A 23,360-nucleotide genomic window follows, 5' to 3' on the forward strand; every position below is an offset into this window, starting at 1 on the left:
TCGGATGGTCACCCGGCCCACGACAGGCCTGCTACGAAGAGCGCGTCGATAACGGACCGGCGGCTCCCATGAGAACTCATGAGAACGGCCTCCCTCGCCGAGCAACTCCGTGAGTCTACCCGGCGGGGAGGCCGCATCCCAAAGTGGATCACCCGCAGGTGGTCCGAAGGCGTCAGTCGCCCTGCTCCTCGAAGAGGCTCGTGACCGAACCGTCCTCGAAGACCTCGCGCACCGCACGCGCGATGGTCGGAGCGATCGAGAGAACCGTGATCTTGTCGATCTCCAGCTCACCCGGGGTCGGCAGGGAGTCCGTGAAGACGAACTCACTGACCTTGGAGTTCTTCAGACGGTCCGCGGCGGGGCCCGAGAGCACACCGTGCGTCGCCGTCACTATGACGTCCTCCGCGCCGTGCGCGAACAGGGCGTCCGCGGCCGCGCAGATGGTGCCACCCGTGTCGATCATGTCGTCGACCAGGACACAGACCCGGCCCTCGACGTTGCCCACGACCTCGTGGACGCTGACCTGGTTCGGTACGTCCTTGTCGCGGCGCTTGTGCACGATCGCCAGCGGGGCGTCCAGACGGTCGCACCAGCGGTCGGCGACGCGCACACGGCCGGCGTCCGGGGAGACGATCGTCAGCTTCGAACGGTCGACCTTGGCACCCACGTAGTCCGCGAGGATCGGCAGGGCGAACAGGTGGTCGACCGGGCCGTCGAAGAAGCCCTGGATCTGGTCCGTGTGCAGATCGACGGTGAGGATGCGGTCCGCACCCGCCGTCTTCATCAGGTCCGCGACCAGGCGGGCCGAGATCGGCTCGCGGCCACGGTGCTTCTTGTCCTGGCGGGCGTAGCCGTAGAACGGCACGATCACCGTGATCGAACGGGCCGAAGCGCGCTTCAGCGCGTCCAGCATGATGAGCTGCTCCATGATCCACTTGTTGATCGGAGCCGTGTGGCTCTGGATCAGGAAGCAGTCGGCGCCGCGGGCGGACTCCTGGAAACGTACGTAGATCTCACCGTTGGCGAAATCGAAGGCCTTCGTCGGCACGAGGCCGACACCCAACTGGTGCGCAACCTCCTCGGCCAGCTCGGGGTGGGCGCGGCCGGAGAAGAACATCAGTTTCTTCTCGCCGGTCGTCTTGATCCCGGTCACAGCACAGTCTCCTCAGACGTGTTCCTGGCGCTGCACGCATGTGTGTCCCGATGTGCAACGAGCCAGCCGAAATGGGTGAGCATCTATCACGGTACGCCGAGTCAGGCGCACCTGTTTCCGGTCAGCTTTCGCTGTCGGCCTCCTGGGCGGCGGCCTGAGCGGCCTGCGCCGCGGCACTGCCGGGACGCTTGCGGGCCACCCAGCCCTCGATATTCCGCTGCTGGCCCCGTGCGACGGCCAGCGAACCGGCCGGCACGTCCTTGGTGATGACCGAACCGGCCGCGGTGTAGACGCCGTCCCCGACCGTGACAGGCGCCACAAACATATTGTCGGACCCGGTCCGGCAGTGCGACCCGATCGTCGTGTGGTGCTTGGCCACACCGTCGTAGTTCACGAAGACGCTCGCCGCACCGATGTTGGTGTAGTCGCCGATCGTCGCGTCACCGACGTAGCTCAGGTGCGGCACCTTGGTGCCCTCGCCGATCGTGGTGTTCTTCATCTCCACGTACGCACCGGCCTTGGACTTCGTACCCATCCTGGTACCCGGCCGCAGATACGCGAACGGGCCGACCGTCGCCCCGGGGCCCACCTCGGCCCCGGTCGCGACCGAGTTGTCCACGCGGGCGCCCGCGTGCACGACGGTGTCCGTCAGCCGGGAGTTCGGGCCGACCTCGGCGTCCTCCGCGAGGTGGGTCGTACCCAGCAGCTGGGTTCCCGGGTGGACGACCGCGTCACGCTCGTACGTGACCGTCGCGTCGATCAGGGTCGAGGCCGGCTCCACGACCGTCACGCCCGCCAGCATGGCGCGCTCCAGGAGCCGCTCGTTGAGCAGCCGCCGGGCCTCGGCCAGCTGGAGACGGTTGTTGATGCCGAGGATCTCCCGGTGGTCACCCGTGACCGAGGCGCCCACCCGGTGACCGGCCGCGCGGAGGATCGACAGGACGTCGGTGAGGTACTCCTCGCCCTGGCTGTTGTCGGTGCGGACCTTGCCGAGCGCGTCGCTGAGCAGCCGCCCGTCGAACGCGAAGACGCCGGAGTTGATCTCCCGGATCGCCCGCTGGTCCTCGGTGGCGTCCTTGTGCTCGACGATCTCGATGACCGCGCCGGTGGCCGCGTCGCGGACGATCCGGCCGTAGCCGGTGGAGTCCGGGACCTCGGCGGTCAGCACGGTGACGGCGTTGGAGTCGGCGGCATGCGTCCCGGCGAGCGCGGAGAGCGTCTCGCCGGACAGCAGCGGGGTGTCGCCGCAGACGACGATCACGGTGCCGTCGACGGTGCCGCCGAGCTCCTCGAGCGCCATCCGCACGGCGTGCCCGGTGCCGTTCTGCTCGGCCTGGTAGGCGGTGCGCACGGGGGTGTCCCCGGCGGTGAGGTGTGCGGTGACCTGCTCGCTCGCATGGCCGACGACCACGACGAGGTGCTGGGGGTCGAGCTCACGGGAGGCGGCGACGACATGTCCGACGAGCGAGCGCCCGGAGATCTCGTGCAGGACCTTGGGTGTCTTCGACTTCATGCGGGTGCCCTCACCCGCTGCGAGGACGACGACGGCTGCCGGGCTGTTGGCGCTCACGGATGTGCCCTTCGGCTTCGGGTGGTGGACACCCGCAGGATACCGGGGGTGTTTCCGCACGAAACGAGCGCGGGCCCCGACCGGTGAGGTCGGGGCCCGGTGCGTGGGCTCCGCCGGCTGGATTCGAACCAGCGTCTCAAGGCTCCAAAGGCCTGCGGGATGCCGCTACCCCACGGCGGATCACTGCGTCAGACCCTACCTGAGGTGGAGTTGGGCCTGTTCCACGATTCCGTGCCACCAGCCCTCGATTCGACGATACAACTCAGCACCTTGCGCAACACGGATCACCAGGCACCCTCGGTAGTCCTCGCCCACGTTCTTCCGGACGGTCTTCGGGTTGTGCTTCTTCAGCGTCGTCTTCTGGAAGACGGCAACATCGACTCCGACCAGCTCGGCCCAGTAGAGCTTGGCGGTCTCGACGTCTGCGGACTCGTGAATGGCGAGTCGGTAGGACAGTCGGTCCGGTGTGATTCCGAGCAGAGTCAGCCATGCCTGGTATGCCTGAATCATTCCCGGGTCGCTGTTGATGAAGGTGACATTTTCTCGACGGTCGTAAGGCTTGTCCTTCGTACCCTCGGCCCAATAGAGGGCAACACCGACAAGGAAGAGATCCCGATCGGCCAGAGCGCCGATCTCCTCCTTGGCCGTCATTTTCGTGCGCTGCCGCTCGGCGTCCCGCACAGCCAGTTCGTGGTCCCAGCGCATCCGCCCTGCGAGCCGCGCCTGTTCGATGGCTGTGCGACTCCGGACGGGCTTGGGCAGGTCCCGCACCCACAGCGAGATCGAGCCCTTGGAGCACCCCAGCTCCACCTGGATCGCGTCGTACGTCATGCCCTGCAGCCGCAGCTCCCGGGCCTTCGCGCGCAGGTCGTCCTTGGCGTTCGGGCGCTTCGTCCACTCGGGGGCCGGCTCGCCCTCCAGGAGGCGGTTCAGGATGTCGTTGTTGTGGACGAGCAGCCGGTCGCGGATCTGGCGGCGGCTCAGCCCCTCGCGCCGGAGCGCCACCGCCTGCTCCCGGAGCTCTTCGAAGTTCTCGTACGTGCCTCTGGCATGTGTCATACGAAAACGATCGTCCGGAATGCGGACGTTCGGCCCGGAACGATGAGCGGTTCACCGGATCGTGGGATCTGCGCACCATTCGCCGCCCGGCCGGTGACTTCGTGTGCTGACGGAGTCGCCCGAAAATGGGATGCGTCCGCCCGTAGTCTGGATGCCATGACCGCAACGGGGGCAGACCTGGGAGCGGCGGGCTCGACCACCCGCAGCTACTGGTGGTGGGAACGGCGGCGCAGTGTCGCCCTGGACGTAGGACTGGCGCTGGTCTCGGCGCTGGAGTGTGCGCTGGAGGGGGTGGCGTTCGCCGGGGACACCGGGATGCCGGTGCCGATCGGGGTGTTGTTCGGACTGCTGGCCGGGTCCGTGCTGGTGGTGCGTCGGCGCTGGCCGATCGCCGTGGTGCTGGTGTCGATCGCGACGACGCCCGCCGAGATGGGCTTCCTGATGGGGCTGGTCGGCCTGTACACGCTGGCCGCCTCCGACGTACCGCGCAGGATCACCGTCGTCCTCACGGGGATGACGCTCGTCGGCACGTTCATCGTCACCTATGTACGGCTGCGGCAGAGCGTCAACGACCACGCCGACTTCGGGCCGGGCGTCTGGTACGTGCCGTTGCTGTCGCTCTTCATGTCGTTGGGGATGACGGCGCCGGCCGTGCTGTTCGGCCTCTACATCGGGGCCAGGCGGCGGCTCATGGAGAGTCTGAGGGAGCGGGCCGACTCGCTGGAGCGGGAGCTGTCGCTGCTGGCGGACCGGGCCGAGGAGCGGGCCGAGTGGGCGCGTACCGAGGAGCGGACCAGGATCGCCCGTGAGATGCACGACGTGGTCGCGCACCGGGTCAGCCTGATGGTGGTGCACGCGGCGGCGCTCCAGGCGGTCGCTCCGAAGGATCCGGCGAAGGCGGTGCGCAACGCGGCGCTGGTGGGCGACATGGGGCGGCAGGCGCTGACGGAGCTCCGGGAGATGCTCGGGGTCCTGCGTACCGGGGACGCGCTGATCGCCCCTCCGGAGGGGCGGGTGCCGCTCGCGTCGGTGCGGCGGGCGGCGGCTGCGGCCGCCGCTGCGGCCGTGGAGGACGGGCCGCGGCTGCGGGAGGTGGAGGTGCTCATCGCGCAGTCCCGTGAGGCCGGTATGACGGTGGAGCTTTCGGTGGACGGTGAGCTGCGCCCGTACGCCCCCGAGGTCGAGCAGACGGCGTACCGGGTGGTGCAGGAGGCCCTGACGAACGTGCACAAGCACGCGGCGGGTGCGAAGACCTGGGTGCGGCTGGCGCATCGTGGTGCGGAGGTCGCGATGCAGGTGGAGAACGGTCCGACGGACGGTGCGACGGCGGATGCGGGTCTGCCGAGCGGTGGCAACGGTCTGATCGGGATGCGGGAGCGGGTGCTGGGTCTGGGCGGTGTCTTCGTCTCGGGTCCGACGGATGCGGGTGGCTTCCGGGTCTCCGCGGTTCTGCCGGACGCGTCGGGGCCGTCTGCGGCGTGAGGACGGCGTGAGGACGGCCTGAGGGCGGCGCCGGAGCGGGCCGGGCTGTTCAGCCCGAGGTGAGCCGCTCCGGCTGTACTCCGCTGACGAGTGTCGCGAGGGCTCCGTCGATGTCGGGTCCGAGGTACCAGTCCCCGGTGTGGTCGATGGAGTAGACGCGTCCCTCGTTGTCGATCGCGAGTACCGCCTGTCCGTCGCCCTCCTCGCCGAGCGGGGCGACCTCCGTGCCCAGTGCGCGTCCCAGGTCGCTGAGTGTCCGTGCCAGGTGCAGTCCGCTCAGGGGGTCGATGCGTACGGCGGCGGGTGCGATCTGCCGGCCGGGTGCGGAGGCGGTGATGCGCAGTCCGCCGAACTCGGCCCATGCCTCGACCGCGGCCGGGAAGACGGCGTGCTGGTGTCCGGCGGGCGAGGCGTGGGAGCGCAGGGCGTCGGCCCATTCCTCGGCCTGCCGGATGTCCCAGCGTCCGGGCTGCCACCCGGCCTCGCGCAGTGCGGCGTCGACGGCGGCGGGGAAGCGGGTGGTGGCGCTGCGGTCCTGTTGGGCGGGGACTTCGGTTCGGTCGTGCATCTTGTTGCGGTCAGCCCTTCTCGGCGGTGGTCGCTGCACCGGATGCGGTGAGGTCGACGGGGCGTACGCCGAAGTGGGCGAGCATCTCCGTACAGGAGCGGCAGGGCGGTGCGTAGCTGCCGTGCAGCGGGTCGCCGTCCTCGCGGATGCGGCGGGCGGTGAGGCGGGCGTGTTTGAGTACGCGGCGGGCTTCGCCGTTGGTCAGGGGTTTGCGCTGGGCGCGCTTGGAGCGGCCGGTGTCGGCGGCGGTGAGTTGCCGGGAGAGCAGTATGGCTTCGGGGCAGCGTCCGGTGAAGCGCTCGCGCTGGCCGCTGGTGAGGGTGTCGAGGAAGTCCTGCACGAGTGGGTGGAGCACGGGCGGCTGGTCCCCTTTGCCGGCCGTGCAGGTGAGTGTCTCTCCGCGTACGGACAGGGCTGCGGCCACGGCCGGCAGGATGCCGTCGCGGCGGTGCTGGAGTTGGGGTGCGGTGCTGGCTCCGGTGGCGCTCCAGCTGAGTCTCGGATCTCCTGATGTGACTGTCTGTGCAGTGTGCATGTGCTGGTGTCCCTCCCGTGCCCGCAGCGGCAGCTGCAGCCGTGCACGCCCCCGCGTTGCGGGGACAGCCTGCCAAATGTGCGGGGCGCTGGGGAAGCTGGGGCGGTGAAACGTGTCTGCGTGTCGCGGATCGGTGGCCCGACCGTCGCACGTCCGTCACGCGGCAGTGACGTTCGGTGAGTGAATCGGAGGGGCGGGTCCCCTTGTTGCGCCACCGCATAGGCTGTGCTGAACACCAGACGCAGCAGGGGGCAACCGCCATGACGACAGGTCGGCTCGGGCAGCAAGCCGCGCCACCGAACGCGGCCTATGCCGGGCAGGTCGTGCACTTCCCGGATCCGGTCCGGGCGTCCCGCCACCCCAGAGGTGTGCGCGTGGACGAGGACGGCCGTCCGGAGCTTTCGCCGTACGCGCGTGCCGCCGCGGAGATCGCTGATCCCCCGCCGGGGTTCGGTATCGACGAGTTGAGGCTCACGGATTACGTGTCGGCGAACGCGGCCATGGCGGCGAGCGGTCATGAGCTGTGGGACACGATCCCGGCCGTGGCGACCCCGCACGGCTGGACGTGGCATCACGTGGCGGGTGGCCGGCGGATGGAGCTCGTTCCGGTCGAGGTGAAGGCGCTGCTGCGTCATCACGGCGGTCTGGCGACGACCGAGGTGGACCAGAACCGGCGGGGTACGCGGCCGTTGCAGGAGACCCGGCCGGCCCACTTCCGGTTGCCGAAGGGCGCGGTCGCGGTGAGCGAGCAGCAGGTCCTGGGCGTCGAGGAGGATCTCGGTTACCGGCTTCCGGGTGCGTACCGCTCGTTCCTGAAGGCGGCGGGCGGTGCGGCTCCGGTGGGTGCGGCGCTCGACGCGGAGCTCGGGCTGCTGGTCGACCAGCCGTTCTTCACGGTGCGTGAGGAGGCGGCCATGAACGACCTGGTGTACGTCAACAAGTGCCTGCGGGACCACTTCACGAAGGACTATCTGGGCGTCGGTTTCGTCCAGGGCGGCATCATCGCTGTGAAGGTGCGGGGCGGCGATGTGGGATCGGTGTGGTTCTGCGCGTACGACGATGCCAGGGACCAGGACGGCTGGAGCGTGCAGGAGCGCGTGGACCGGCTGCTGCTTCCCTGCGGTGCGGACTTCGACGCCTTCCTCCAGCGTCTGGCGGGTAATCCGCCGGAGCTGGAGACCGTGGCGAATCTGATGGTGGACGGTGGCTTCGCGCAGGCCGTCCCGGTGGAGGGGTGAGCGCGGTGGTGACCTTCGCGCAGGCACAGGAGCGGGCGGACGAGTGGGTCAACGGTGACGTGCCCGCGTATCAGCACCGTGAGGTGCGGGTCCGTGAGTTCGAGCTGGGTTTCGTGGTGTGGGCCGAGGACCGTGCGGAGGGCCCTGTTTCGGACGGGGGCCGTCAGCGGCTGGTGATCGCCCGTGACAGCGGTGAGGCCACGTTGTGGCCGGGGCTGCCCGTGGGTGAGGTGATACGGCGGTACGAGGAGGAGTACGGGGTGTCCGACGCGGCGCCTGTTTCTCCGGAGCCGCCGGCGCGTATCGACCTGAATCAGACGTCGTTCCTGTTGAGCCCGCCGGAGTGGCTCCAGGAGGCGGCGGACAAGCTGGGGATTCCGGACCGGCGTGCGGAGGCTGCCCCGGAGGCGCCGTCCGTACCGGATCCGGTTCCCGCTCCGCTTCCCATCCCGACGCCGGCTCCGTCCGGTCCGGCCGATTCGGGTGGGGCCGGGTGGCCTGCTGCGGGCGGGCAGCGCGACTACGAGCCGACCGCGTCCGACGGGGTGCCCGCGGGCGCTACGCCGTGGGCGGGTACGGACACGAACGCGGACTCGGACGACGGTGCGGTGCCGTTGCCCGCGACGGTGTTCTCGCCGCCGCTCTCCGGGTCGGACGACGACGGGACGCCGCCGCCGGTCGTGTCGGCGGAGGCGCCCACGGCGTTGATGTCGGGGGGCAGCCAGTTGCCCAGGACCTCTATCGTTCCCGGGCTGAACCCGCAGCCCGGTGCTCCGGGCGGGCCTTCGGCCGGGGCCGTCGGGACTCCTGCGGCTCCGGACCGGACCCCGGCTCCGGGGAGCAGTGCGGGTGACATCGCGGACGCGGCGACCAGCAAGGCCGTGGTGTCGCGCGGTGCGCGTGGGACCGGTTCGACGACTCCGCCGCCGCCCGGCGCACCCGGTGTTCCGGGTGCGCGGCCCGGTGCGACTCCGCCGCCGTCGGGGCCGGGTGCGCCCGGTGCGCCGGCCGGTGGCTACGTACCGACGCAGCTCGTGTCGCAGCTCGGCCCGCCCGGTGCTCCGGGTGCTCCGCAGCAGCCTGGTCCTCCCGGGCCTCCCGGTCCTCCCGGTGCGACGCCGCCTCCGGGTGGCGGGGTGCATCATGCCGCGACGATGTTCGCCGATTCGAGCATCGGCGGCCCGAACGCTCCGCGGCCCCCGGGCCCGCCCGGTGCTCCGGGCGCCCAGGGTGCTCCGCAGCAGCCTGCTCCTCCGGGGCCTCCTGGTCCTCCCGGTCCTCCTGGTCCTCCTGGTGCGACGCCGCCTCCGGGTGGCGGGGTGCATCATGCCGCGACGATGTTCGCCGACTCGAGCATCGGCGGCCCGGGCGCGCCGCAGCCCCCCGGCGCGCCCGGTGCGCCGCAGCCGCCCGCCCCGTTCGGCTCCACGCCGCCTCCGGGCGGCGGTGTCCATCACGCCGCGACCATGATGGCGGGCCCGGGCCAGGTCGGCCCGGGTGCGCCGCAGCCGCCCGGTCCTCCGGGTCCGCCCGGGATGCCGGGTCCGCACACTCCGCCGCCTCCGGCGTACGGCTATCCGCAGCAGCTGCCCGGCCAGCCGACGGTCGGCCCGGGCTACCAGGCCGTGCTGCGCTTCCGTGCGCCCGACGGCAGTGAGCAGCAGCTGATCCGCCGTTCGGCGCCCGGTACTCCGCACCCGGAGTGGCAGATGCTGCACGAGCTGCGGGCGATGAACGTGCCGCCGCAGCAGGTCATCGAGCTGCACACGGAGCTGGAGTCGTGTGAGCTGCCCGGTGGTTACTGCGCGCGGATGATCCGGGAGACCTGGCCGCAGGTGCGGATCACGAGCGTTGCCCCGTACGGGACGGACCATGCGAGCCGGCAGCAGGGCATGCAGCATCTGCTGACGCACCAGGGTGAGTTGCACCAGGTCGCCGACGGTCCGGCGCGGCCGGCTCCGGTGCGGGCTCCGCTGCCGCAGATGCCGCCGGCCGGCGCCGTGCCGCCCGAGGCGCTCGCGGAGGAGTTGCTGCAGGCGTTCGGTCCGCAGGGTGTGCTCCGCTTCGATCAGCGTGCGGTGTCCCGTCAGGGTGTGCCCGAGGTGGTGGGGCGGACGCTCGTGTGGGCGGGTCTGCCCGCTGATTTCGGGCCGTTCTTCTGGGCGCAGCCGGGGCAGCCGGTGGTGCCGACGCTGGCCGAGCTGGCCGCGCAGCGTCAGGTGCAGCCGGCGTCGGACGCGGGTTCGTACCTGGTGATGGGGTCGGACTTCGGCCGGGCGATCTGTGTGCAGTACGGCACGGCGAACATCGTGGCCGTGCCGGTCGAGCCGGGTCCGGGTGGGCAGCCGGTGCCGCCGCAGTTCGTGAACACGGGGCTGCCGGAGTTCGTGCGGTCCATGGCGTTGCTGGGCCGGATGTGGCGGCTGCGGTTCGGGTTGAATCCGGAGCAGGCCGGCCGTTGGACGGTTGATTTCCAGGCGCAGTTGGTGGCTCTGGACCCGGCGGCGCTCGCGTCGCCGGAGAGCTGGTGGTCGGTTCTGCTGGAGCAGATGTGGGACGGACTGCTCTGACCTGACGTGTGCTGTGTGAGGCGCCCGGACCCCGGCAGGGGGCCGGGCGCCTTTTGTGTCCGGTTGTGTCGGGGTCTGTGATGCCCGTCGCTTCCGTCCTGAATGCAGCTGATCGATTCCGACTTCTGGCACCAATTACCGCATCCTTGACGTATTGCTTGGTGGTCGGGGAGTCGGAGAGCGGGAAAGAGGCTTCAGGGATGAGTGGTGGACCGGTGTCCGCGCACGGTTTTGTCGGTGTTCGGGGACGTGGTTACCGGCCGGAGCAGGTGGACCGCACCGTGGCCGCCCTGTCGGCGGAGCGGGACGGGGCCCGGGAGCGGCTCGCCCGGCTGACGGTTCTGGCGCAGGAGCTGACGGTGGAGTCGGCGCGGCTCGGTGAGGCGGTGGCTGGGCTCGCGCCGCAGACGTATGTGTCGCTGGGGGAGCGGGCCCAGCGGATCCTGGCGCTCGCCGAGGCCGAGGCGGAGGCGGCGCTGGGTGGGGCGGCCGAGGAGGCGCAGGTGCTGCGGGACGCGGCGGATGCGGCGGGCCGGGCGCTCCGTGAGGCGGCGCGTGAGGATGCGGCGGCTGTGCGGGCGGCTGCCGAGGCCGGTGCGCAGGAGGTGCTGGCCGGGGCGCGGGGGACGGCCGGGGGTCTTGCGGAGGATGCGCGCAAGGAGGCCGGTGAGGTGCGTGCGGTCGCGGAGGCGGCGATGGAGGAGACGCGTCGCCGTACCGCGGGTGTGCTGGCCCATCAGGAGCAGGAGCATGCCGAGCGGGGTAAGGCGGCCGAGGACGGGATCGCCGCGGCCGAGGCTGCCGCGGTGGCGTACGAGGCGGAGCTGACCGCGCGGGGCGAGGCGCTGCTCGCGGAGGCGCGTCGGGGGCTCTCGGAGACGGAGGAGGCTGTCCGGCACGGCCAGGAGGACGCCGATGCCCGGGCCGCGGAGTTGTTGTCCGCGGCCGGGGCGGTCCGGGAGCGTGTGGTCCGGGAGACGGAGCGGGTTCTGCGTGAGCACGAGGAGGGCTGCGAGGAGGTGCGGGCGCACATGGCGCACGTACGCAATTCGCTGGCGGCGCTCACCGGGCGTACGGCTCCTGCGGAGAACTGACCGGGCGGCTCGCGGGTGGGGCGCCGGCCAGGATCCAGGGTTCGACGGCCTCGTACTGGCGGCGCTGTTCGTTGTCGGTGCCCCGGCCGAGCACGGTTCCCAGCCAGCCGGCGAGGAATCCGAACGGGATGGAGACGAGCCCGGTCGTGGTGAACGGGAACCAGTTGATGTCGCGTCCGGGGAACACCGAACCGGGTGATCCGGAGACGAGGTTGGTGCCGGTGATGAGGACGAGGACGCAGGCGGTGCCGCCCAGGAGCGTGCAGAGCAGTCCGGTGCGGGTGAAGCGCCGCCAGAACATGCTGTAGACGAGTGCGGGGGCGATCGCCGACGCGCCGATGCAGAACGAGAGCGTGACGAGCGCCTGGACGTTCCAGTGCCGGGCGAGTACGGCGAGGACGACGGCGAGTGCTCCGACGCCGACGGCGGCCGCCTGCGCGGTGCCCATCTCGGTGCGGCCCGCGACGGGTTCCTTGCCCCGGTCGCGTATGCCGTGCAGTCCGTGGGCGAACAGGTCGTGGGCGAGGGAGTTGGCGCAGGCCAGGATCATTCCGGCGACGGAGGCGAGCAGGGTCAGGAAGATGGCCGTGGTCATGGTGGTGACGACGAGTGCCCCGATCGCGCCGCCGCCTGCGACGGCTCCGGCGACCTGGAGGATCGCGCTGTTGCCCTGGGCGCCGGCGGCGGTGATGCGGTCGTGTCCGACGAGTGCCGCGGCGCCGAAGCCGATGACCGCGAGCAGGAGGCAGAGTCCGACGACGACGCAGACCGCCCAGGACAGGGAGCGGCGGACGGCCTGTGCGCTGCGGACGCTCGACATCCGCATGGTGATGTGGGGCAGGCAGGCGGCGCCGAGGACGACGGTCAGTTCGGAGCTGATCATGTCCAGGTCGCTGCCGCCGAACTGCAGTCCGGAGTGCAGGTAGGCGGCGCCCGCGCCGCTGCCGCGTTCGGCGGCGGCCAGGAGGGCGCCGGTGTCCCAGTCGAAGCGGTTCATGACGAGGACGGAGACGAGGAGTCCCGCGCCGAGGAGCACCACGGTCTTGATGATCTGGATGAGGGCGGTGCCCTTCATTCCGCCGATCGCCGCGTAGCTGATCATCACGACGCCCAGGGTGATGATGGAGCCGGTGCGGAATCCGGAGCTGTCGAAGCCGAGGATGAAGGAGAGCAGATTGCCGCTGCCGGCGAGCTGGACGACCATGAGCGGTACCAGGGCGGCGAGGGTGACCGTGCAGGAGGCGATGCGTGCGGCCCGGCCGGGGGCCCGGCGGGTGAGCATGTCGCCCATGGTGAACCGGCCCGCGTTGCGCAGGGGTTCGGCGAGCAGGAACATCAGCAGGACGAGCGAGAGCACGGTGCTGAGGGCGAGGACGAGGCCGTCGTGGCCGGTGAGGGCGATGACGCCGGTGGTGCCGAGCACGGTGGCGGCGGAGAAGTAGTCGCCGGCGATGGCGAGGCCGTTGCGCAGCGGGGAGAGCGAGCGGTAGCCGGTGTAGAACTCGTCGAGGTCGTCGCGGTCCGGGCCGGTCATGACGCAGAGCAGCAGGGTGACGCTGGCGACGGCGATGAACGCCGTGAGGGACATGGTCTGGGCGGACTCGTCGAATCCGTTCATCGGCCTGCTCCGGTCCGGCGGCGTTCGGTCGGTCCGTCGCCCCTGTCGTGGTGGGCGCCCCGGTTGCGCAGTCCGGCGCAGAGCGGGTCGACGGTGCGCCGGGCGGTCCACTCGTACACGGCGATGGCCACGAGGGTGACGGGGAGCTGGCACAGGCCGAGGAGGAGGCCCGTCGTGAGGCCGCCGTCGCCCACGGGGTCGGTCATCAGGCCGGGTGCGTATCCGGACAGGAGCAGGAACAGCGTGAAGTAGCCGAGCGCGGTCAGTGTCGCGACGCGGCGCAGCACCCGGTAGGCGGTGCGCAGTCTGCGCAGGTCGCCGTGGTGGCCGGGTGCGGGGACGGGGGTGGTTGCGGGGGCCGGCCAGCGCGGTGGTGGCTGCGGTGACGAGCTCTGCCAGGGCAGGAGGTACTCGCCCGGGTACGGGGGTGGCTGGGGGCGCTGTCGCGGTGGCCGGGGAGGGCGCATGCGGGGTGGCGGGAAGGCGGGTTGCGGCGGGAGCGGGGGTTGCCGCCGCGGTGGGTAGGGGGGTTGGTGCGGGTTGTCGTACGACATCGGGTGCTGCTCCTTGCATGGCTCGGGTCCGGGGACGGACTGCAAGGCAGGAGCGCGGGTGCGCTCAGGGAGCGCGAACGTTACTCGTGGGTATCGCTGCTGGGGAGGGTTACGTCCGAACTACCTTCGGTAACCTTCCAGTTGTCTAGTCCTTGAACTCCGGGGAGGGGCTTTCGCGCTCCTCGAGGACCGGAAAACGCCGTGGGGCGACGACGACGAGCACCAGCAGGGCGAGTGCGGCGGCCCCCGCGGCGCCGACGAACACGTAGTCGACGGCTGTGTCGACGGCCCGGCGCAGGTAGTCCGTCGCGGCGGCGGAGAGGGCCGCCGGATTCTCCAGTGCGTGCGAGACCGCGTCCAGGTCGCCGGGCAGTCCGGGAACGGGGGCGGCGGCCAGCCGGGAGGCGAGCACTCCGTTGGCGACGGCGCCGAAGAGCGCGGCGCCCAGGCTCTGGCCGACCTGGCGGCAGAACAGGACGGACGCGGTCGTCGTGCCGCGCTCGGACCAGCCGACCGTCGACTGGACCCCGACGATGAGGGGCAGTTGGAAGAGGCCCAGTGCGGCGCCGAGCAGCAGCATGATCAGGGCGGGCTGCCACGGAGCGCCGGGGAAGGGCAGCAGGGGGAAGGCGAGCAGGATCAGCAGGGCGCCCGTCATCCCGGTGATCGCGGTGCGGCGGAAGCCGATGCGGTTGTAGACGCGGTCGGAGAACGCGGCGGCCACGGGCCAGCTCAGCGTCATGACGGAGAGGACGAACCCGGCGGCGATCGGGCCGAGTCCGAGGACCGACTGGGCGTACGTGGGCAGGAACACGGTCGGCGCGACCATCAGCAGGCCCATCGCGCCCAGGGCCAGATTGACCGAGGCGATGGTGCGGCGCCGCCAGACCCAGCCGGGGATGACGGGTTCCGCGGCGCGCCGCTCGATGAGGACGGTCAGCACGGCCATGGCCGCGCTCGCACCCAGGAGCCCGAGCGAGGGGGCGGAGAGCCACGGCCAGGCGACCCCGCCCTGGACGAGCGCGGTCAGCAGGAGCGCACCGGTGGCGAAGACCGCGAGGGCGCCCGCCCAGTCGATACGGGGGCGGGTGGCGGGGCGCGGGCGGGCCGGTTCGTGGAGGTGGCGGACCACCAGCCACAGGGCGATCGCGCCGACCGGCAGATTGATGAGGAAGATCCAGCGCCAGTCGGCGTACGCGGCGAGCAGCCCGCCGATCGCCGGGCCCGCGACGGCCGATGTGGCCCAGACCGTGGACAGCCTCGCCTGGATCTTCGGGCGTTCCTTGAGCGGGTAGAGGTCGGCCGCGATGGTCTGCACCGTGCCCTGGAGGGCGCCGCCGCCGAGGCCCTGGACGACCCGGAAGGCGATCAGGGCGGCCATGTTCCAGGCCGCGGCGCAGAGTACGGAGCCGGCCAGGAAGAGGATGATGCCCGCGATGAGGACGGGCTTGCGGCCGAAGGTGTCGGAGAGCTTCCCGTACACCGGGAGGGTGACGGTCACGGCGAGCAGGTAGCCGGAGAAGAGCCAGGAGAACACGGCGAAGCCGCCGAGGTCGCCGACGATCTGCGGGACGGCTGTGGCGACGATGGTGCCGTCGATGGCGGCGAGCGCCATGCCGAGCATGAGTGCGGCGACCACGGGGCGCCTGCCGCGGTCGGAGGCGGTCGTGGCGGTGCCTCCGTACCCGGCCCCGGGCCCCGTACCCGGCCCTGCCCCGGGGCCCGTTCCCGTTCCGGCTCCCCCTCCGGTAGGTCCGGATGCTGCCGCGGAACCGCTGTCCGTCCCGCCCGCGCTGCCCGTGCCGCCCACAGGGTTTCCTTTCCCTATGCATCTAAATTCTGGGGACACTGTCTCACCGCAGGAGGCCGGTCGGCAGCATGCGGCCGAGGGATGAGATCCCCTACCCAGGTCTCCCCCCGGGGTCGCAGACCCCTAGGGGGAGCTCCGTACTTCTGGCCAGGGGTCGTTCCTCCCGGCGGAGGACGTGCCACGACTGCCCCGTTCCTTACGGTGTTCTTACGCCGCGAGTGCGGCTGACCGCAGAGGGCGGGGTGGGGAAAACCCCACCTGAAGACTGCGCTGGGCACCAGCGCGCGGGACCCCCTCCGCACACGAGACTTTGAACGTACACAGAGACGTCCGGGCATCGACCGACATAGGAGAAAAACCGTGACAACGGCTGTAACCATTCCCAGGCACGGGGGCACTGGAGGGCGTACGGCCGTCGCTGCGCGAGCGCGGCAGGTCGTCAAGGCGTACGGCGCGGGGGAGACCCGGGTCGTCGCGCTCGACCATGTCGATGTGGACATCGCACGCGGGCAGTTCACGGCGATCATGGGTCCGTCCGGCTCCGGCAAGTCGACCCTGATGCACTGCCTGGCCGGTCTGGACACCGTGACCTCGGGCGAGATCCACCTCGCCGACATCGAGATCACCAAGCTCAAGGACAAGAAGCTCACCCAGCTGCGCCGGGACCGGATCGGCTTCATCTTCCAGGCGTTCAACCTGCTTCCGACGCTCAACGCGATCGAGAACATCACGCTGCCGATGGACATCGCGGGCCGCAAGCCCGACGCGGCATGGCTGCAGCAGGTCGTCGAGACCGTCGGTCTCGCCGACCGGCTGAAGCACCGGCCGACGCAGCTCTCCGGCGGTCAGCAGCAGCGTGTGGCCGTGGCCCGTGCCCTGGCCGCCCGCCCCGACATCATCTTCGGTGACGAGCCCACCGGGAACCTGGACTCGCGGGCCGGCGCCGAGGTGCTGTCGTTCCTGCGCAGGTCGGTGGACGAGCTGGGCCAGACCATCGTCATGGTCACGCACGACCCGGTGGCCGCGTCCTACGCGGACCGGGTGCTGTACCTCGCGGACGGTTCCATCGTCGACGAGATGCAGAACCCGACGGCCGATCAGGTCCTGGACCGGATGAAGGACTTCGACGCGCGCGGGCGGACCTCATGACCGTCTGGAAGACCTCGATGCGCAACTTCTTCGCGCACAAGGGACGGATGGCGCTCTCCGCCGTCGCGGTCCTGCTGTCGGTGGCGTTCGTGTGCGGCACGCTCGTCTTCACCGACACGATGAACACCACCTTCGACAAGCTGTTCGCGGCGTCGTCGGCCGATGTCACCGTCAGCCCGAAGACCGCCGAGGGCGCGGACGAGCTGCCGGAGAACGGCCGGCCCGAAGCGCTGCCCGCCTCCGTCCTCGCAGAGGTCGAGAAGGCCGACGGCGTGAAGGGGGCCGAGGGCGGAGTCATGAGCATGTCCGTCACGGTCGTCGACAGCCACAACAAGAACATGGGCTCCGAGACCGGCGCCCCGACGATCGCCGGCAACTGGACGCGCAACGACCTGCGTTCCATGGAGATCACCTCCGGCCACGCGCCGCGCGGCCCGACCGAGGTCATGGTCGACGCCGACACCGCCGAGAAGCACCACCTGAAGATCGGTGACGAGCTGCGGACCGTCGCCGTCACCGGTGACATCAAGGCGAGGATCAGCGGCATCACCGCCTTCACCGTGACCAACCCGGGTGCGGCCGTTGTCTACTTCGACACGGCCACCGCCCAGCAGAAGCTGCTCGGCAAGCCCGGCGTCTTCACCCACATCTCCGTCCAGGCCGAACCCGGCGTCGACGACAAGCAGCTGAAGAAGAACGTCGCCGCGGCCCTGGGCGACCCGGGTACGTACAAGCTGCAGACCCAGGACGAGGCCGCCGCGGCCAACAAGGACTCCATGGGCTCCTTCCTGGACGTCATGAAGTACGCGATGCTCGGCTTCGCAGGGATCGCCTTCCTCGTCGGCATCTTCCTGATCGTCAACACCTTCTCGATGCTGGTCGCCCAGCGCACCCGCGAGATCGGCCTGATGCGGGCCATCGGCTCCAGCCGCAAGCAGGTCAACCGGTCCGTGCTGGTCGAGGCGGTACTCCTGGGCATCGTCGGCTCGGTCCTCGGTGTGGGCGCCGGGGTCGGCCTGGCCGTCGGGCTGATGAAGCTCATGAGCGCCATGGGCATGGAGCTGTCGACCAAGGACCTCACCATCGCCTGGACGACTCCGGTCATCGGGCTCGCGCTCGGCGTCATCGTGACCGTCCTCGCCGCCTACATCCCGGCCCGCCGGGCCGGCAAGGTCTCCCCGATGGCGGCCCTGCGCGACGCCGGTACCCCGGCGGACGCGAAGTCCGGCTGGATCCGGGCCGCCATCGGCCTGGTCCTCACCGGTGTGGGCGCGGCGGCCCTGTGGGCGACGACGCAGGCGGACAAGGCGAGCGAGGGCTCGCTCTTCCTCGGCCTGGGCGTGGTCCTCACCCTCATCGGCTTCATCGTGATCGGCCCGCTGCTGGCCGGCGTGGTGGTGCGGGCGCTCAGCGTCGTCGTACTGCGGCTCTTCGGCCCCGTCGGCCGGCTGGCGGAGCGCAACGCGCTGCGCAACCCGCGGCGTACGGGAGCGACCGGCGCGGCACTCATGATCGGCCTGGCCCTGGTGGCCTGCCTCTCGGTCGTGGGCTCCTCCATGGTCGCCTCGGCCACCGAGGAGCTGGACAAGTCGGTCGGCACGGACTTCATCGTCCAGTCGAGCACCGGCCAGCTGGTCGTGCCGCAGGCGGCACAGGCCATCAAGAACGTGCCCGGCATCGAGCACGTCACCGACTACAGGTCCGTCAGCGCGAAGCTCACCTCCCCCGACGGAAAGACGGAGGACGAGGGCGTCGTCGCCGCCGACCCGACGTACCAGCAGGATCTGCGGCGCACGACGGTCGCCGGTGATCTCGGCGACGCGTACGGCAAGAACGCCATGTCGGTCGGCGACGACTACGCCGTCCGGCACGGGATCGAGGTCGGGGACGAGATCACGGTCGCGTTCAAGGCGGGTGAGACGGCGAAGCTGAAGGTCGCCGCGATCACCTCGGACGAGACGAACGTGGACAAGGGCGCGATGTACACCAACATCACGACCGTCGAGCAGTACCTCCCCGCCGACCGGATGCCCGAGAACATGATCATGTTCGCCAAGGCGAAGGACGGCAAGGAGAAGGAGGCGTACACGGCCCTCAAGAGCGCGCTCGCCGCGTACCCGCAGTACAAGGTGCAGAACCAGGCCGACTTCAAGCAGGACCTGAAGGACCAGATCGGCCAGCTGCTGAACATCGTGTACGGCCTGCTCGCCCTGGCGATCATCGTCGCGGTGCTCGGTGTGGTGAACACCCTGGCCCTGTCGGTGGTCGAGCGGACCCGTGAGATCGGCCTGATGCGGGCGATCGGCCTCTCCCGGCGCCAGCTGCGGCGCATGATCCGGCTGGAGTCCGTGGTCATCGCCCTGTTCGGCGCCCTGCTCGGGCTCGGCCTGGGCATGGGCTGGGGCACCTCGGCCCAGAAGCTGCTGGCCCTGGAGGGTCTCGGCGTCCTGGAGATCCCGTGGCCGACGATCCTCACGGTGTTCGTCGCCTCGGCCTTCGTCGGACTGTTCGCGGCGCTGGTCCCCGCTTTCCGGGCCGGCCGGATGAACGTCCTGAACGCGATCGCCACCGACGGGTGAGCATGCGCGTCGTAGGATGACTGATCCGGCCCCGGGGCGTTCCTCCAAACGCCCCGGGGCCGGTTCCGTTCCCCGTGACGGTGGCCGGGAGCCTTGTTGCGGGGGCGGCTGTCACACCGGAGTCGTACGCTGGAAGCCCCGGCCCGTCCTACGTGTCGGGCCCTTCGCGTTGCTCACTCCTCGCCCCACCGGACGGAATGCCTTCATGAGCCTGCACGGTCTGCTGGACGTAGTCGTCACCGATCCGGCGCTCTCCGAAGCGGTGAAGGCCGCCACCGACGGCCACCGCACCCATGTCGACCTGGTGGGCCCGCCCGCCGCCCGGCCCTTCGCGGTGGCCGCGCTGGCCCGTGAGGCGGGGCGTACGGTGCTCGCCGTCACCGCGACGGGGCGCGAGGCCGAGGACCTGGCAGCAGCGCTGCGCACCCTGCTGCCCCCGGACACCGTCGCGGAGTTCCCGTCCTGGGAGACCCTGCCCCACGAACGGCTCTCGCCCCGCTCGGACACCGTGGGCCGGCGCCTCGCCGTGCTGCGGCGGCTGGCCCACCCGCGGCAGGACGACCCGGAGACCGGCCCGGTCGCCGTGGTGGTCGCGCCGATCCGCTCGGTGCTCCAGCCGCAGGTCAAGGGGCTCGGTGACCTGGAGCCCGTGGCGCTGACCAGCGGGCAGACCGCCGATCTGGGCGAGGTCGTGGACGCGCTCGCCGCGGCAGCGTACTCCCGCGTCGAACTGGTCGAGAAGCGGGGCGAATTCGCCGTACGCGGCGGCATCCTGGACGTCTTCCCGCCGACCGAGGAGCACCCCCTTCGGGTGGAGTTCTGGGGCGACGACGTCGAGGAGATCCGCTACTTCAAGATCGCCGACCAGCGGTCGCTGGAGGTCGCCGAGCACGGGCTGTGGGCGCCGCCCTGCCGCGAGCTGCTGCTCACCGAGGACGTACGGGGCAGGGCCGCGCTCCTCGCGGAGGCCCATCCCGAGCTGGGGGAGCTGCTCGGCAAGATCGCCGAGGGGATCGCCGTCGAGGGCATGGAATCCCTCGCCCCGGTGCTCGTCGACGAGATGGAACTGCTCCTGGACGTCCTGCCCAAGGGCTCGATGGCGGTGGTGTGCGACCCGGAGCGGGTGCGGACCCGGGCGACCGACCTGGTCGCCACCAGCCAGGAGTTCCTCCAGGCGTCCTGGGCGGCCACCGCGGGCGGCGGCGAGGCCCCCATCGATGTCGGCGCGGCCTCGCTGCGGGGCATCGCCGATGTCCGTGATCATGCCCGTGAGCTGGGCATGATGTGGTGGTCGGTCTCCCCGTTCGCGGCGGACGACGAGCTGGACGAGGACACCCTGAAGCTCGGGATGCGCGCCCCGGAGGCGTACCGGGGCGACACCGCGCGTGCGCTCGCCGACACCAAGGGATGGCTCGCCGACGGCTGGCGCACGGTGTACGTCACCGCGGGGCAGGGGCCCGCCTCCCGCACCGTCGAGGTGCTCGGCGGCGAGGGCATCGCGGCCCGCCTCGACCAGGATCTGCGAGAGATCACGCCGTCGCTCGTGCACGTCTCGTGCGGGGCCATCGACTACGGCTTCATCGATGCGGGCCTGAAGTTGGCCGTGCTGACGGAGACGGACCTGACCGGGCAGCGCACGGCCACCAAGGACCTGGGCCGGATGCCGGCCCGGCGCCGCAAGTCCGTCGATCCGCTGACCCTCCAGGCGGGCGACTACATCGTCCACGAGCAGCACGGTGTGGGCCGCTACATCGAGATGGTGCAGCGCACCGTGCAGGGCGCGACCCGCGAGTACCTCCTCGTCGAGTACGCCCCCGCCAAGCGCGGCCAGCCCGGCGACCGCCTCTACATCCCCACCGACCAGCTGGAGCAGGTCACGAAGTACGTCGGTGGCGAGGCGCCCACCCTCCACCGGCTCGGCGGCGCCGACTGGACCAAGACCAAGCAGCGGGCCAAGAAGGCGGTCAAGGAGATCGCCGCCGACCTGATCAAGCTGTACTCCGCGCGGATGGCGGCCCCGGGGCACGCCTTCGGCCCGGACACCCCCTGGCAGCGCGAGCTGGAGGACGCCTTCCCGTACGCGGAGACGCCCGACCAGCTGTCCACGATCGCCGAGGTCAAGGAGGACATGGAGAAGTCCGTCCCCATGGACCGCCTGGTCTGCGGCGACGTCGGTTACGGCAAGACGGAGATCGCGGTCCGCGCGGCGTTCAAGGCGGTCCAGGACGGCAAGCAGGTCGCCGTCCTCGTACCGACGACGCTGCTGGTCCAGCAGCACTTCGGTACGTTCACCGAGAGGTACGCCCAGTTCCCCGTCAACGTGCGGGCCCTAAGCCGCTTCCAGTCGGACACCGAGTCGAAGGCGACGCTGGAGGGGCTGCGCGAGGGCTCCGTGGACCTGGTCATCGGCACGCACCGGCTGTTCTCGTCGGAGACGAGGTTCAAGGACCTGGGCCTGGTCATCGTCGACGAGGAGCAGCGCTTCGGCGTCGAGCACAAGGAGCAGCTGAAGAAGCTCCGGGCCAACGTCGACGTCCTCACGATGTCCGCGACGCCCATTCCCCGTACGCTCGAAATGGCCGTCACCGGCATCCGCGAGATGTCGACGATCACGACGCCTCCGGAGGAGCGGCATCCCGTCCTCACCTTCGTCGGACCGTACGAGGAGAAGCAGATCGGCGCGGCCGTCCGGCGTGAACTGCTGCGTGAGGGACAGGTCTTCTACATCCACAACCGGGTCGAGTCCATCGACCGTGCGGCGGCCAGGCTGCGCGAGATCGTGCCGGAGGCCCGGATCGCCACGGCGCACGGCCAGATGGGCGAGAGCGCGCTGGAGCAGGTCGTCGTCGACTTCTGGGAGAAGAAGTTCGACGTGCTCGTCTCCACGACGATCGTCGAGTCCGGCATCGACATCTCCAACGCGAACACGCTGATCGTGGAACGCGGCGACAACTTCGGCCTGTCCCAGCTGCACCAGCTGCGCGGCCGGGTCGGGCGGGGCCGGGACCGGGGCTACTCCTACTTCCTGTACCCGCCGGAGAAGCCCCTCACCGAGACCGCCCACGAGCGGCTGGCGACCATCGCCCAGCACACCGAGATGGGCGCGGGCATGTACGTGGCCATGAAGGACCTCGAGATCCGTGGCGCCGGAAACCTGCTGGGCGGTGAGCAGTCCGGTCATATCGCGGGGGTCGGGTTCGACCTGTACATCCGGATGGTCGGCGAGGCGGTGGCCGACTACCGGGCGGCCGTGGACGGCGGGGTCGAGGAGGAGCCGCCGCTGGAGGTCAAGATCGAGCTCCCGGTCGACGCGCACGTCCCGCACGACTACGCCCCGGGGGAGCGGCTGCGCCTCCAGGCGTACCGGGCCATCGCCTCCGCGAACACCGAGGACGACATCAGGGCGGTCCGTGAGGAGCTCACCGACCGCTACGGGAAGCTTCCCGAGCCGGTGGAGAACCTCCTGCTGGTCGCGGGCCTGCGCATGCTGGCCCGGGCCTGCGGGGTGGGCGAGATCGTGCTGCAGGGTGCGAACATCCGGTTCGCCCCCGTGGAGCTGCGCGAGTCGCAGGAGCTGCGGCTGAAGCGGCTCCACCCGAAGACGGTCATCAAGCCGGCCGCCCACCAGATCCTGGTGCCGCGCCCGACGGCGGGCCGGATCGGCGGCAAGCCGGTGGTCGGGCGTGAACTCCTTTCGTGGACCGGGGAGTTCCTCACGACGATTCTGGGGTCGTAGCGGAAGCCGTGGTCGTAGCCGACGCCCCGTCCGGGGTCTCCGGGTTGAAGAGCATGCCGGTGAGCGTCCGGAAGACCTCCTCGGGGTCCCGGCCGTCCACCGGCCCTTCCAGGTTGCCGCTGAGCAGCAGGGTGGCGAAACCGTGGGCGAGGGACCAGGCGGCGATGCCCGCGAGCCGGTCGTCGGCGCCGCGCCCCGATTCGGGAAGGCCGCTGATCCCCGTGCGGAGCGCTTCGGTGGCGCGCGCCTTCGCGGCGAGCAGCTCCGGGTCGTCGGCGTGGTGCAGCTCGGGGCGGAACATCACCTGGAAGTGCGCGGGGTGCCCGGCCGCGAACCGTACGTAGGCCACGCCCCGTTCCCGTAGGTCCGGCGCGGCGGCGAGGGCGTCGGCGAACAGCGTGTAGCCCTCGGCGGCGATGGCGGTGAGCAGGCCCGTCCGGTCCTTGAAGTGATGGGCCGGCGCGGCGTGCGAGACACCGGCCCGGCGGGCCAGGTCGCGCAGGCTCAGCGCGTCGGGGCCTTCGGCGGCGACGACGTCGAGGGCGGCGGTCAGGACGGCGCGCCGCAGGTCGCCGTGGTGGTAGGTGCGCTCACTGGTCATGGTCAGCACAGTACGCCGTATCTAGTCATTGACAAGTTCTTCGT

The 23,360-nt window shown here is 70.9% G+C and carries 16 protein-coding genes and 1 tRNA gene; 7 read left to right on the forward strand and 10 right to left on the reverse strand.

From position 1 onward, the window contains the following. Window positions 1–172: 172 nt before the first annotated feature. The 4 genes from OG257_RS22825 to OG257_RS22840 form a co-directional block, all read right to left on the reverse strand. A complete protein-coding gene (locus OG257_RS22825) occupies window positions 173–1,153 on the reverse strand; it encodes a ribose-phosphate diphosphokinase (RefSeq protein ID WP_329210211.1) in 981 nt (326 codons plus the stop codon). Window positions 1,154–1,274: 121 nt separating this feature from the next. Then, window positions 1,275–2,723 carry a bifunctional UDP-N-acetylglucosamine diphosphorylase/glucosamine-1-phosphate N-acetyltransferase GlmU gene (glmU, locus tag OG257_RS22830; RefSeq protein WP_329210213.1) on the reverse strand — a complete coding sequence of 483 codons (1,449 nt, stop codon included), beginning with the start codon at window positions 2,721–2,723 and terminating at the stop codon, window positions 1,275–1,277. 108 nt (window positions 2,724–2,831) lie between these two features. Then, a tRNA-Gln gene (locus OG257_RS22835) sits at window positions 2,832–2,903 on the reverse strand. A gap of 15 nt (window positions 2,904–2,918) precedes the next feature. Next, window positions 2,919–3,782, reverse strand: a complete 864-nt coding sequence (locus OG257_RS22840) for a hypothetical protein (RefSeq protein WP_329210215.1) — start codon at window positions 3,780–3,782, stop codon at window positions 2,919–2,921. Between the two features lie 156 nt (window positions 3,783–3,938). On the opposite strand from OG257_RS22840, the gene OG257_RS22845 reads away from it, so the two are divergent. Next, the gene (locus OG257_RS22845; protein WP_329210217.1) at window positions 3,939–5,264 is read left to right on the forward strand and encodes a sensor histidine kinase; all 1,326 of its coding nucleotides are present in this window, start codon (window positions 3,939–3,941) and stop codon (window positions 5,262–5,264) included. A 49-nt stretch (window positions 5,265–5,313) separates the two neighbouring features. Here the strand turns inward: OG257_RS22845 and OG257_RS22850 are convergent, their stop codons facing one another. After that, complete coding sequence (locus tag OG257_RS22850; RefSeq protein WP_329210218.1) at window positions 5,314–5,832, reverse strand: SUKH-3 domain-containing protein; 519 nt, start codon at window positions 5,830–5,832, stop codon at window positions 5,314–5,316. A 10-nt stretch (window positions 5,833–5,842) separates the two neighbouring features. Then, a complete protein-coding gene (locus tag OG257_RS22855; protein WP_329210220.1) occupies window positions 5,843–6,367 on the reverse strand; it encodes a YwqJ-related putative deaminase in 525 nt (174 codons plus the stop codon). Window positions 6,368–6,627: 260 nt separating this feature from the next. On the opposite strand from OG257_RS22855, the gene OG257_RS22860 reads away from it, so the two are divergent. From OG257_RS22860 to OG257_RS22870, 3 genes are all read left to right on the forward strand, one after another. Then, window positions 6,628–7,605, forward strand: coding sequence for an SMI1/KNR4 family protein (locus tag OG257_RS22860; protein ID WP_329210221.1), 978 nt, complete (start codon window positions 6,628–6,630; stop codon window positions 7,603–7,605). Window positions 7,606–7,610: 5 nt separating this feature from the next. Further along, window positions 7,611–10,175 (forward strand): SUKH-4 family immunity protein, encoded by a 2,565-nt coding sequence (locus tag OG257_RS22865; protein ID WP_443054569.1) that lies wholly within the window; start codon window positions 7,611–7,613, stop codon window positions 10,173–10,175. 200 nt (window positions 10,176–10,375) lie between these two features. Beyond that, on the forward strand, window positions 10,376–11,269 hold the full coding sequence (locus tag OG257_RS22870) for a cellulose-binding protein (RefSeq protein WP_329210224.1): 894 nt from the start codon (window positions 10,376–10,378) through the stop codon (window positions 11,267–11,269). On the opposite strand, the gene OG257_RS22875 is transcribed toward OG257_RS22870, so the two are convergent. From OG257_RS22875 to OG257_RS22885, 3 genes are all read right to left on the reverse strand, one after another. Beyond that, entirely contained in the window at window positions 11,238–12,887 is a 1,650-nt protein-coding gene (locus OG257_RS22875; protein WP_329210226.1) for a sodium/solute symporter, read from the reverse strand. The two genes, OG257_RS22870 and OG257_RS22875, sit on opposite strands and share 32 nt — an antisense overlap. Continuing rightward, complete coding sequence (locus tag OG257_RS22880) at window positions 12,884–13,354, reverse strand: DUF485 domain-containing protein (RefSeq protein WP_329210227.1); 471 nt, start codon at window positions 13,352–13,354, stop codon at window positions 12,884–12,886. The genes OG257_RS22875 and OG257_RS22880 overlap by 4 nt, the downstream gene beginning before the upstream one ends. 232 nt (window positions 13,355–13,586) lie before the next feature. Beyond that, window positions 13,587–15,251 carry an MFS transporter gene (locus OG257_RS22885; RefSeq protein ID WP_443054464.1) on the reverse strand — a complete coding sequence of 555 codons (1,665 nt, stop codon included), beginning with the start codon at window positions 15,249–15,251 and terminating at the stop codon, window positions 13,587–13,589. Between the two features lie 360 nt (window positions 15,252–15,611). Between OG257_RS22885 and OG257_RS22890 the strand changes: the two genes are divergently transcribed. From OG257_RS22890 to mfd, 3 genes are all read left to right on the forward strand, one after another. Then, window positions 15,612–16,400 carry an ABC transporter ATP-binding protein gene (locus OG257_RS22890; RefSeq protein ID WP_329210230.1) on the forward strand — a complete coding sequence of 263 codons (789 nt, stop codon included), beginning with the start codon at window positions 15,612–15,614 and terminating at the stop codon, window positions 16,398–16,400. Next, window positions 16,397–18,979 (forward strand): ABC transporter permease, encoded by a 2,583-nt coding sequence (locus tag OG257_RS22895; protein ID WP_329210232.1) that lies wholly within the window; start codon window positions 16,397–16,399, stop codon window positions 18,977–18,979. The genes OG257_RS22890 and OG257_RS22895 overlap by 4 nt, the downstream gene beginning before the upstream one ends. Window positions 18,980–19,184: 205 nt before the next feature. Further along, window positions 19,185–22,715 (forward strand): transcription-repair coupling factor, encoded by a 3,531-nt coding sequence (mfd, locus tag OG257_RS22900; RefSeq protein WP_329210233.1) that lies wholly within the window; start codon window positions 19,185–19,187, stop codon window positions 22,713–22,715. Here the strand turns inward: mfd and OG257_RS22905 are convergent. Continuing rightward, entirely contained in the window at window positions 22,693–23,316 is a 624-nt protein-coding gene (locus tag OG257_RS22905) for a TetR/AcrR family transcriptional regulator (RefSeq protein ID WP_329210235.1), read from the reverse strand. The two genes, mfd and OG257_RS22905, sit on opposite strands and share 23 nt — an antisense overlap. Between the last annotated feature and the right edge of the window lie 44 nt (window positions 23,317–23,360).

It is taken from the genome of Streptomyces sp. NBC_00683 (assembly GCF_036226745.1).
GTDB lineage: Bacteria > Actinomycetota > Actinomycetes > Streptomycetales > Streptomycetaceae > Streptomyces.

Excerpts from the sequence above, each read along its gene's own strand:
- OG257_RS22860 (WP_329210221.1), top strand. The coding sequence starts at position 6,628 with ATGACGACAGGTCGGCTCGGGCAGCAAGCCGCGCCACCGAACGCGGCC.
- OG257_RS22850 (WP_329210218.1), bottom strand. The coding sequence starts at position 5,832 with ATGCACGACCGAACCGAAGTCCCCGCCCAACAGGACCGCAGCGCCACC.
- OG257_RS22905 (WP_329210235.1), bottom strand. The coding sequence starts at position 23,316 with ATGACCAGTGAGCGCACCTACCACCACGGCGACCTGCGGCGCGCCGTC.
- OG257_RS22855 (WP_329210220.1), bottom strand. The coding sequence starts at position 6,367 with ATGCACACTGCACAGACAGTCACATCAGGAGATCCGAGACTCAGCTGG.
- OG257_RS22870 (WP_329210224.1), top strand. The coding sequence starts at position 10,376 with ATGAGTGGTGGACCGGTGTCCGCGCACGGTTTTGTCGGTGTTCGGGGA.
- OG257_RS22880 (WP_329210227.1), bottom strand. The coding sequence starts at position 13,354 with ATGCGCCCTCCCCGGCCACCGCGACAGCGCCCCCAGCCACCCCCGTAC.
- OG257_RS22845 (WP_329210217.1), top strand. The coding sequence starts at position 3,939 with ATGACCGCAACGGGGGCAGACCTGGGAGCGGCGGGCTCGACCACCCGC.
- OG257_RS22895 (WP_329210232.1), top strand. The coding sequence starts at position 16,397 with ATGACCGTCTGGAAGACCTCGATGCGCAACTTCTTCGCGCACAAGGGA.
- OG257_RS22840 (WP_329210215.1), bottom strand. The coding sequence starts at position 3,782 with ATGACACATGCCAGAGGCACGTACGAGAACTTCGAAGAGCTCCGGGAG.
- OG257_RS22875 (WP_329210226.1), bottom strand. The coding sequence starts at position 12,887 with ATGAACGGATTCGACGAGTCCGCCCAGACCATGTCCCTCACGGCGTTC.
- mfd (WP_329210233.1), top strand. The coding sequence starts at position 19,185 with ATGAGCCTGCACGGTCTGCTGGACGTAGTCGTCACCGATCCGGCGCTC.